The sequence below is a fragment of the Streptomyces niphimycinicus genome (assembly GCF_018883605.1).
Taxonomy (GTDB): Bacteria; Actinomycetota; Actinomycetes; order Streptomycetales; family Streptomycetaceae; genus Streptomyces; species Streptomyces niphimycinicus.
The window spans coordinates 1-9,138 of sequence record NZ_JAHLEM010000274.1; the positions used below are offsets into that span (position 1 = coordinate 1).

General features: G+C 70.7%; 11 protein-coding genes and 1 pseudogene. 9 read left to right on the forward strand and 3 right to left on the reverse strand.

What is annotated here, in order from left to right; genetic code table 11:
- From KN815_RS24150 to KN815_RS24180, 7 genes and pseudogenes are all read left to right on the forward strand, one after another.
- Window positions 1–467, forward strand: a pseudogene (locus KN815_RS24150) (ATP-binding protein); the annotation flags it as partial.
- Window positions 448–918: a roadblock/LC7 domain-containing protein gene (locus tag KN815_RS24155; RefSeq protein ID WP_216344032.1), complete on the forward strand. Its 471-nt coding sequence runs from the start codon at window positions 448–450 to the stop codon at window positions 916–918. The pseudogene KN815_RS24150 and the gene KN815_RS24155, both read left to right, overlap by 20 nt.
- A gap of 196 nt (window positions 919–1,114) precedes the next feature.
- Window positions 1,115–1,495, forward strand: a complete 381-nt coding sequence (locus tag KN815_RS24160; RefSeq protein WP_253209208.1) for a DUF742 domain-containing protein — start codon at window positions 1,115–1,117, stop codon at window positions 1,493–1,495.
- Window positions 1,443–2,054, forward strand: a complete 612-nt coding sequence (locus tag KN815_RS24165; protein ID WP_216344034.1) for a GTP-binding protein — start codon at window positions 1,443–1,445, stop codon at window positions 2,052–2,054. The genes KN815_RS24160 and KN815_RS24165 overlap by 53 nt, the downstream gene beginning before the upstream one ends.
- 76 nt (window positions 2,055–2,130) lie before the next feature.
- Entirely contained in the window at window positions 2,131–3,378 is a 1,248-nt protein-coding gene (locus KN815_RS24170) for a cytochrome P450 (protein ID WP_216344035.1), read from the forward strand.
- Window positions 3,379–3,460: 82 nt separating this feature from the next.
- Window positions 3,461–4,393, forward strand: a complete 933-nt coding sequence (locus KN815_RS24175; protein WP_216344036.1) for an alpha/beta hydrolase — start codon at window positions 3,461–3,463, stop codon at window positions 4,391–4,393.
- A gap of 16 nt (window positions 4,394–4,409) precedes the next feature.
- A complete protein-coding gene (locus KN815_RS24180) occupies window positions 4,410–5,138 on the forward strand; it encodes a helix-turn-helix transcriptional regulator (RefSeq protein ID WP_216344037.1) in 729 nt (242 codons plus the stop codon).
- On the opposite strand, the gene KN815_RS24185 is transcribed toward KN815_RS24180, so the two are convergent.
- Entirely contained in the window at window positions 5,135–5,449 is a 315-nt protein-coding gene (locus KN815_RS24185) for a hypothetical protein (RefSeq protein ID WP_216344038.1), read from the reverse strand. The genes KN815_RS24180 and KN815_RS24185 overlap by 4 nt on opposite strands.
- Window positions 5,450–5,552: 103 nt before the next feature.
- Between KN815_RS24185 and KN815_RS24190 the strand changes: the two genes are divergently transcribed.
- Together KN815_RS24190 and KN815_RS24195 are read left to right on the forward strand one after the other, a co-directional pair.
- Window positions 5,553–6,359: a MerR family transcriptional regulator gene (locus KN815_RS24190; RefSeq protein ID WP_216344039.1), complete on the forward strand. Its 807-nt coding sequence runs from the start codon at window positions 5,553–5,555 to the stop codon at window positions 6,357–6,359.
- Window positions 6,356–7,372 carry a BtrH N-terminal domain-containing protein gene (locus tag KN815_RS24195; protein ID WP_216344040.1) on the forward strand — a complete coding sequence of 339 codons (1,017 nt, stop codon included), beginning with the start codon at window positions 6,356–6,358 and terminating at the stop codon, window positions 7,370–7,372. The genes KN815_RS24190 and KN815_RS24195 overlap by 4 nt, the downstream gene beginning before the upstream one ends.
- Window positions 7,373–7,382: 10 nt before the next feature.
- On the opposite strand, the gene KN815_RS24200 is transcribed toward KN815_RS24195, so the two are convergent.
- Both KN815_RS24200 and KN815_RS24205 read right to left on the reverse strand, forming a co-directional pair.
- On the reverse strand, window positions 7,383–8,852 hold the full coding sequence (locus tag KN815_RS24200) for a membrane-associated oxidoreductase (RefSeq protein ID WP_216344041.1): 1,470 nt from the start codon (window positions 8,850–8,852) through the stop codon (window positions 7,383–7,385).
- Between the two features lie 117 nt (window positions 8,853–8,969).
- Window positions 8,970–9,138: VWA domain-containing protein (locus KN815_RS24205; RefSeq protein ID WP_216344042.1), on the reverse strand; the 169-nt coding region annotated here is incomplete at its 5' end.

Sequence of the window (9,138 nt, forward strand, 5' to 3'; positions counted from 1 at the left end):
CCGTTGCCACGCCTGCGCCCGAGCGGCGCGCGGCGGCGCCCGCGACGGAGTCCGGTCTGCCACGGCGCGTCCCGGCGGTGTCCCGTACGAACGCGGAGTCGGCTCGCCCCGCGCACGAAACAACGAAGGCGGCGAACGAGCCGAAAGCGGCGCACGAGCCGTCCACCGGCAAGGAGCGGTCGGTCACTCCGGCCGCCCCCGCTTCGGCCTCCGTCCCCGCATCCCGCCCGCTGCGCCGCCGCGTCCGGGGCGCGACGCTCGACAAGACCATCCCACCGCCCGACCGGGCGATCCCGGCCACGCGCCGGCCCGCCGACGCCGCCGCGGTCCGTTCCGAACTCGACGAGTTCGAGGCCGCCGTACGCAGGGCGGAGCGGGACAGCGCCGCCGGTTCCCCGGCCGAAGCCACACCATCGACACATCAGCACCCCCGGAAGGAGTCGGGAAGTGACCACGCCGACAGATAAGAGCGGTTCCGCTGAGCCGGAGACCACCGATCTGCGAGCCGCCGCGGCCGACTTCACCTGGCTGCTCGACCGGTTCGCGACCGAGACCGCGGGTGTCGTCGACGCCATCGCGGTGTCCTCCGACGGTCTGCTGATCGCCGTCTCCCAACTGCGGGAACAGGCCGACTCCGAGCGGCTCGCCGCGATCGTCTCCGGGGTCACCAGCCTCGCCGCCGGTGCCTCCGGCAACTACGGCCTCGGCGAGCTCAACAAGGTCATCATCGATCTGGAGGGCGGCCATGTGCTGGTGTCGTCCATCGGCTGCGGTGCCGTGCTCGGGGTGGTGACGACGAAGGAGGCGAAGCTGGGGAACATCGCGTACGAGATGACCCTCTTCGCCAACCGGGCCGGAGCCGCGCTCACCCCGCAGCTCGTCATGGAGCTGAAGAAGAGCGCCGGGTCCGTCGGCTGACGGATCGCACGGCGCACGGAGGAGGGGCGAGATGGTCGCCGGTGAACCGGTACCGCACAACGCGGCAGCCCGCGAGAGGACCGCGGAGGACAGCGCACGGGACGTCCCGGAGCCGACGGAGTCCGAGGTGCCGACGGAACCCGTCGAATCGGCCGAGTCCGTCGAACCGGCCGAGCCCGTCGAACCGGCCGAGCCCGTGGGCCGTGCCTCCGCCATCCGGCCGTTCCTGCTGACCGCCGGTCGGGTGGCGGGGAGCGGCACCGGGCCGCCGCTCCCCGTCGAGACCCAGATCGTGACGACGCCGGACGGGCTGTCCGCCCTGCGCTCGCTCACCTTCGAACGCCGCGACATCGTCGCCGCCTGCCGGCGCCCCCAGTCGGTGGCGGAGCTGGCCGCCCGGCTGCATCTGCATCTCAACGTGGTCCGGGTCCTCGCGGAGGACCTGCGCGCCGCGGGACATCTGGCGGTCCATGTCCCGAACACCGGGACCGTCCACGACATCTCCGTACTGCGAAGGGTTATCGATGGTCTCCGTGCCGTCCCCGACTCACGGGGCTCACTCCGCGACAGCAGTTGAACCGCCACTGCCGGTCAAACTGGTCATCGCCGGTGGCTTCGGGGTCGGCAAGACCACGGCCGTGGGGGCGATCTCCGAGATCCGGCCGCTGACCACGGAGGCGCTGATCACGGAGGTGGCGGCGGGCGTGGACGACCTCACCCACACCCCCGGCAAGACCACCACCACGGTCGCCATGGACTTCGGTGTCATCACGATCGACCCGAAGCTGAAGCTCTACCTGTTCGGCACGCCGGGCCAGGACCGCTTCGGTTTCATGTGGGACGACGTGGTCGAGGGCGCCCTCGGCGGTCTGGTGATCGTGGACACCCGCCGCCTGGACGACTGTTACGCGGCGGTGGACTACTTCGAGCACAAGGACGTCCCGTTCGCCGTCGCCATCAACGCCTTCGACGGCGAGGTCCAGCACGATCTGGACGAGGTCCGCTGGGCCCTGGACATCTCCGAGCACGTCCCCCTGGTCGTCTTCGACGCCCGCGAGACGCGTTCGGTCCGCGACGCCCTCCTGGTCGTCCTCGACGTGGCCCTCACCCGCGCCCAAGCCGCCAACCCGGCCTGACACACGGCCGCTTTGACTTCGCCCATGAGGGGTGAGTAACTGTTCGCCGCACGTCGTACGTCTCTGGAGGCGCTCCATGGCCGAAGCGGAAGTGGCAGGCGAGACGAAAGCGGGAGGCGGCCCGAATGCGGGAGGCGGCCCGAATGCGGAGGGCGGCGCGGATGCACGCTGCCCCCTGGGCGACTTCCCGTTCGTGGCGGAGCACCCCCTGGAGCCCCCGAAGGAGTGGGCGGCGCTGCGGGCGGAGGGCTGCCCGGTGCCGGAGCTGACGCTGCGGTCGAGCGGGGAGCCGGTGCGCGTGCTGACACGGTACGCGGATGTGCACACGATGCTGTCCGATCCCCGCTTCCCACGGGACATGAGCGAGGCGGGCCCGGACGGGACCGGCACGGGCGAACGGCACCAGCGCTGGCGGCGGTTGGTGGGCCAGACGCTCACCGCCAAGCGGGTCGCCGCGCTCCGCCCCCGGATCGTCGCCATCGCGCATGCCCTGGTGGACACCATGGAGGCCGGGCCGAAGCCCGCGGATCTCTGGGTGGGTTTCGCGTATCCGTTTCCGGTTCGGGTCGTCGGCGCCCTGCTGGGCGTCCCGGAGCAGGACTGGGACCGGTTCGCGTACTGGTCCGGCGCCCTGTTCAGCCGGGACCGCTACGGTGAGCGGGAGACCCGCACCGCCCGCGAGGAACTCCTGACGTATCTGCGCGAGCACATCGCCCGCAAACGGCGCGAACCGGGTGACGACCTGCTCAGCAAGCTGATCGAGATCACCGACGCCGCCGACCGCCGCCTGCCCGAGGCGGTCTTCGTCCAGATCATGCAGGGGCTGATGCACGCCGGGCACGAGACGACGTCCAGCGTGATCGGGAAGCTGGTGCCGGTCCTGCTCGACGACCGTTCCCGCTGGCAGCGCCTGCTGGACGACCGTTCGCTGATCCGCCCGGCCGTCGAGGAGCTGCTCCGCTTCGACGTCAACCGGGGCCCGGGCATGCCGCGTTACCTCACCGAGGACATCGAACTGGGCGGCGAGGTGATCCCCAAGGGCAGTACGACCCTCTCGGTCGTGGCCTCCGCCAACCGCGACGAGCGGATGTTCCCCGACCCGGACCAACTGGACCTGACCCGTTCCCCCAACCGCCACCTCGCCTTCGGCGCCGGCGCCCACTCCTGCATCGGCCAGGCCCTGGCCCGTACCGAACTCCAAGTCGCCCTGGAAATCCTGCTGGAGCGCCTGCCCGGTCTCGACCTGGCGGTCCCGTCAGCCGAACTGGCACGGCGCGAGGGAGTCCTCACGGACAGCTTCGAACAGGTCCCCGTGGTGTGGTAGCGAGCAGCGCGCCAGGATCGTGACGTAGCTCACAAATAAAGGGTGACAGGGTGGTGTCGCGGGGAGCTGCGACTGTCGGCGCATGATGATCACAGATGAGGACTGCCTCGCCGAGACCCTTGCCTTCAACGAGCAATTCGAGGCTGCCGCTGCGAACCGTCCGGCCCGTGGGCCGGTCCCGAGCGCGGCCACGCCGGCGCTCCTGCGGCGCAACCGGCTCGGCGGCGACACCCCACCGGTGAGGCTGCCGCACGCCCAAGACCGCGTCGTCGAGGGCGGGGTGAAGCTCCGGACGTTCGTACCGGACCGCGTTGACGGCGTGTACCTGCACATCCACGGAGGCGGCTGGGCATTCGGCTCGTCGGACGGGCAGGATGAACGGCTCTGGCGGCTTGCCGTGCAGGCGCGGTTGGCCGTGGTGAGCGTGGAGTACCGCCTGGCGCCGGAACACCCGTTCCCCGCCGGGCCCGACGACTGCGAAGCGGCCGCCCGGTGGCTGGTGGAGCACGCCGCGACCGAGTTCGGCACCGAACGGCTGCTGATCGGTGGTGAATCGGCCGGTGCCCACCTGAGTGTCATGACGCTGCTACGCCTACGCGACCGGCACGGCATCACCGGCGCGTTCCGGGCGGCCCACCTGCTCTTCGGCCTTTATGACCTGTCGATGACACCGAGCCAGCGGTCATTCGGCCCCAGACGGCTACTGATCAACACCGACTCACTTCGCGGCATCTACGAGCTCTTCACCCCAGGGATGGACGGGGAGCAGCGCCGCGACCCCGAGCTCTCACCCCTGTTCGCGAACCTGGCCGGTCTGCCGCCCGCCCGCATCGTCGTCGGCACCGAGGATCCGCTGCTGGACGACTCCCTGTTCCTGGCCGGGCGCTGGCAGGCGGCAGGCGCGCCCGTGCAACTCGACGTCGTCGCCGGCGCGATGCACGGCTTCACCCTCTTCCCGCTGACCGTCACCGAGCGGGAACAGCGGCGCGAGCGGGACTTCCTGGCCACCGCGTGACGGTAGCGTCGGCCTCATGAACCGCACGGCCCGGCTCTACGCGCTGGTGGAGGAGTTGCGCGCGGCCGCGCCGCGACCGCTGACGGTCGCGGCGCTCGCCGCGCGATTCGAGATCAGCACCCGCACGGTGCAGCGCGACCTTCAGGCTCTGATACAGACGGGCGTCCCGGTGCGCACCACACCCGGACGGGGCGGGGGCTGGTCGATCGCCCCGGAGATGACCCTGCCCCCGATCCACTTCACCACCGATGAAGCCTCGGCACTGACCGCCGCGCTCGCCACGGCCGACGCCTCCACCCCCTACGCCAGTGCGGCCCGCACCGCTGCCCAGAAGATCGCGGCCTCGATGACCGGCCCCGCCTCGACGGCGGCCCGGACGCTCGCCGCACGCATCGTTACGCTGCCGACGCGATCCGACTCCGAGGTCCGCACCGCGGTGGAACAAGCCCTCACCAACAACCTGGCGCTGCGGCTGTCCTACACCGACGCGGCAGGACACGAAAGCAACCGCATCGTGGAACCGGCCGGACTGCTCACCGCCGAAGGCCGCTGGTACCTCATCGCCTGGTGCCGCACCCGCCGCGCGGGCCGAGGCTTCCGCCTGGACCGGATCACAGCGGCGACCCCCACCGACGAGCAGGCACAGCCCCACAACCTGGCCGACCTACTCCTCGGCTCAACCGCCGCCACCGCGGTGCGGCCCACCGCACTGGCCTCACTCACACCTTCCCGGCCACGGCCCTAGGCGCCAACGCTCCAAATGAGAGCGGTGTCGCCGACGAACCCCGCCACACCGAGGGCCGCCCCGGCGACGGCGGTCCACAGTCGCCCGACGCCGCGGCGCGCGTGGTGGATACCCATGCCACCGAGGACCGCGGCGAGTGCTCCGCCGATGATCGTCAACGGAAGGGTGACAATCGCGAGCGCGGGCACCCATGCGCCAACAGCGGAGAAGACACCAAGAACGACGGCGGTGGGCCCCAACCCAACGGCAGGCGAATCACTCCGGCCCGACGTGGCCCCGCCCTCGACCCTGGACTTGCCCGACTCGGACATGACCTGCACCTCCGTGGGACCAATTCCCGTCCGCATTGATCGTACCGACGAGGCCGCGACCTGCCCTGGACTCTCCCACCGTCGGAGAGTCCACCATGGCGGCATGCACGAAGAACTCCTCACCATCGGGCGCTTCGCCCGCCTGTGCCGGCTCAGCATCAAGCAGCTACGGCACTACGACGAGACGGGGCTCCTGGCCCCGGTCCATGTGGACGCCAACTCCGGCTACCGCTATTACGCGCCCGAACAGGCACGTGATGCCCTGACCGTCGCCCTGCTCCGCGAGATGGATCTCCCCCTGGCCGTGATCGCCCAGGCGCTGGCCGCCGAGCCCGAATCCAGGGCCCGGATCCTGCGCGCCGAACGGGACCGGCTGGCCGAGCGGATCAGCAGGGATCAGGCGCGGCTGGAGATGCTGGGGCGGCTGGCCGAGGGCGGGTTGCCCGGCTATGAGGTGACGATGGGCAGCGAGCCGGAGCGGCGGCTGGCGGTGGTGCGGGCGGTCTGCGCCTTCGAGGAGATCGGAGAGACGTTCGGGGAATGCGTGGGGCGGCTGCTGCCCGTGCTCGGCGAGGAGGGGATCGCATGGGAGCCGCCGCTGTGGGGGCTGTATCCGCTGGATCTGGAAGAGCGGATGGAGATCGCCGCCGGAGCGCGGACCTCGCAGGGGGAGGGGACGCCCGGCCTGGAGTTCCGGACGCTGCCCGGCGGCCCCGTCGCCGAGACCGTACACATCGGGCCCTACGCCCAGCTCCCCCTGGCCTACAACGCGCTCTTCGCCGCCGTCCACGAACGCGGACTGCGTCCGCAAGCGCCCGTACGTGAGGTCTATCTCGTCGGGCCGACACAGGCACCGCAGGAGGAATGGACGACCCGGCTGATCATCCCCGTCCAGGAAAGCCCGGCATGACCACGGTGATCGACCTTGACGCCCGCGCCACGCAGCACTGCGAGACGTCGGCTCTGGGAGTCCTGCTGCGGCACCAGGGACTCGATCTCTCCGAGCCCATGCTCTTCGGTCTCGGCTCCGGTCTGTCCTTCATCTACTGGGACAGCAAGAGCATGGGCTTCCCCTTCCTCGGGGGGCGGGTCAAGCCCTTCGAGCTGACCAGGAACCTGGCCACCGCGCTCGGGCTGGACCTCCTGGTCCAGGAGACCACCTCCCCCCGCCGGGCATGGGAGAACGTGGCGACCCTCATCGAGGCCGACCGCCCCGTCGGACTACAGCTCGACAGCTACCACCTGGACTACTTCGGATCGAAGGTGCACTTCGGCGGCCATGTCGTCGCCATGTACGGCTACGACGACCACGACGCCTACCTGGTGGACACCGAGCAGCAAGGCGGAACGGTAGCCACCAGCCTGACCAGCCTCGCCCGGGCCAGGGCCGCGCGCGGCCCGATGACCGCCAAGCACCGGTCCTTCACCCTCACCGCCCCGAGCAACCCGCCCTCCCTCCAGGCCCACATCATTCCCGCCATCACCGCCTGCGCCGACGCCTTCCTCAACCCGCCCATCGCCAACCTCGGCCACCGAGGCATCGAAAAGGCCGCCAAGCAGGTACGCACATGGCTCCAGCGGACCGACAACCCGCAGCGGGACCTACCTCAGGCCGCCCTCCTGATGGAGCAGGCCGGCACCGGCGGAGCCCTGTTCCGCAACCTCTACCGCGACTTCCTCGCCGAATGCGCCCAACTGCTCGACAGCGACCACCTGCGCACCGGCCACGGGCTGTACACCGAGGCAGCCACCCTATGGACGGAAGCCGCCGCACTCATCACCCACGCCGGTGCGTCAGGCGATACCCAATGCCTCGCACAGGCCGGCGCCATCCTCCAGGACCTTTCCCGCATAGAGCACGCGGCCATGCGAGCGCTGAGCCGCCTGGCGGCCTTTGGCGGCTTTGGCGGCACCCGTGCCTGATCACCCCTGACTATTGGCGGGAGAGGACCCGGGTGACGCCTGCGGCGAGGGCCGTGGCCAGCAGCCAGCCCGCGCCGATCAGGAGCCAGGCGATCCACTGGGTCGGCCCCGTCGGCTGGAACGCCCGCTCCTGGCCGAAGTCGATCACAGGAAGGAGCAGGTCCAGGCTGTACATCACGGGGTTGAACACCGGATGGGGCGTACCACTGAGCGGGTGGGGCCGGTGCAGGGCGAAGATCGTGGTTCCGGTGGCGAGCAGGGCCAGCAGCCACACCGCGGCACGTTCCGGCGAGTAGCCGTACCCGACGGTGGCATCCTGCGCATACCCCCAAGCCCGGGCGTACCAGGGGAGGGTCGTACGGCGGTGACGCTGGCGGGTCAGGAGCACGGTCCGGGCATCGCGGTCCTGGCCGATGGACTGGTAGACGGTGGCGAGCTGTTGGTACGGCTGGGGCCGGTACCCGTCGGGATCGCGGCTCAGCAGCTCGAGGCGATCGTTGACGGCCAGGTGCGGTTCCAGCGACCGGTAGACCAGCCCGTCGAGTCGCAGCGGCGGCCGCTCGGGACCGTCGTCATGGAGCCGGAGTACACCGATGGCCGCGTGGCGCAGGTCCATGCCACCCGTGGCCCGCGCGGGTCGCAGGAGCAGTTCCCCGGCCTGGAGGTGAGCGCAGGAGAGGGCGTTTCCCCGGATGGGGGTGAGGGACGCCGTATCGAAGCTGACCGACCCGCCGACGGTGGCGCCGGTCAGCGTGACGGCGCCGTCGGCGCGGAAGCCCTCGCCGCAATCGATGGTCGTGGGGACCTGGATACCGGAGGCGGACAGGGCCTCACCGCCAGGTTGGCGCAGCGCGGCCCCGCGCAGATGCAGACCGTCACCGAGGCGCGCCTGAATCAGCCGCAGCTCCCCGTCGGCGCGCAATCCGCCGGTCCCGACGACGCCCTTCGCCTCCAGGCGTGCGCCGTCCAGGGCCACGTCGCCGGCATGGGAGAGGTGCGCGCCCTGGAGGAGCAGGCTCCCGCTGATATGCGCGTCATGCACATCGGCCCTGCCGTGAACGCGACAGTTCATCAGTTCGAGGTTCCCGTCAACCGTCGTGGCGCCCATCCCAAGCCCCGGTAGGCACGAGCCGCCGAAACTGGTCACCCGAAGTGTGGCCCCGTACAACTGCGGTGCCTCCTCGAACCAGCACTCCTCCAGCCACAGTACGCAGCACACCTCGGCGAAGACCAGGCGCAGCTTCCCCGATATCCGGGCACCCACCAGGTGGACCATCGGAGTTTCACCGCTGATCGCATCGGCACCGCCCAGCAGCAACGAGCGGACCACCGAGGCCCGCACCTGCCGCTCCGGCCCCCAACTGCCGCCGTCCATCACCGCTCCGCCGACCGCGCCGCGCGGACGCAGGTCGACTTCGCTCCCCGCGGCGAATGCCTCCCAGAGCCGGAGTTCCGGGCCGGTGAGGTCATCTGGGCGCATCCGGTGTGTCCTCCGGCTGGTCGGGAGCGGGGCCCGCCCATGATCGAGCCGGGCGAGGTGGCCGCCGTGAGCGTAGCCATGTGTTCTGGGATGCCCATGCTCTCGGCCCGGCAGCCCTCAGTCCTTCAGGACACCGGCGGAGCGGGCGGCGGCGAGCCACTGCGGAAACTCATGGAGCAACTGATCGTAGAGCGCGGCGTCGGAGAGGCTCTTCGGTGTCGGTCCGGCGGCGAAGAATCCGGCGTTGTCGACGATGCGCCGCTTCGGCACCGACAGGTCGTCGAGT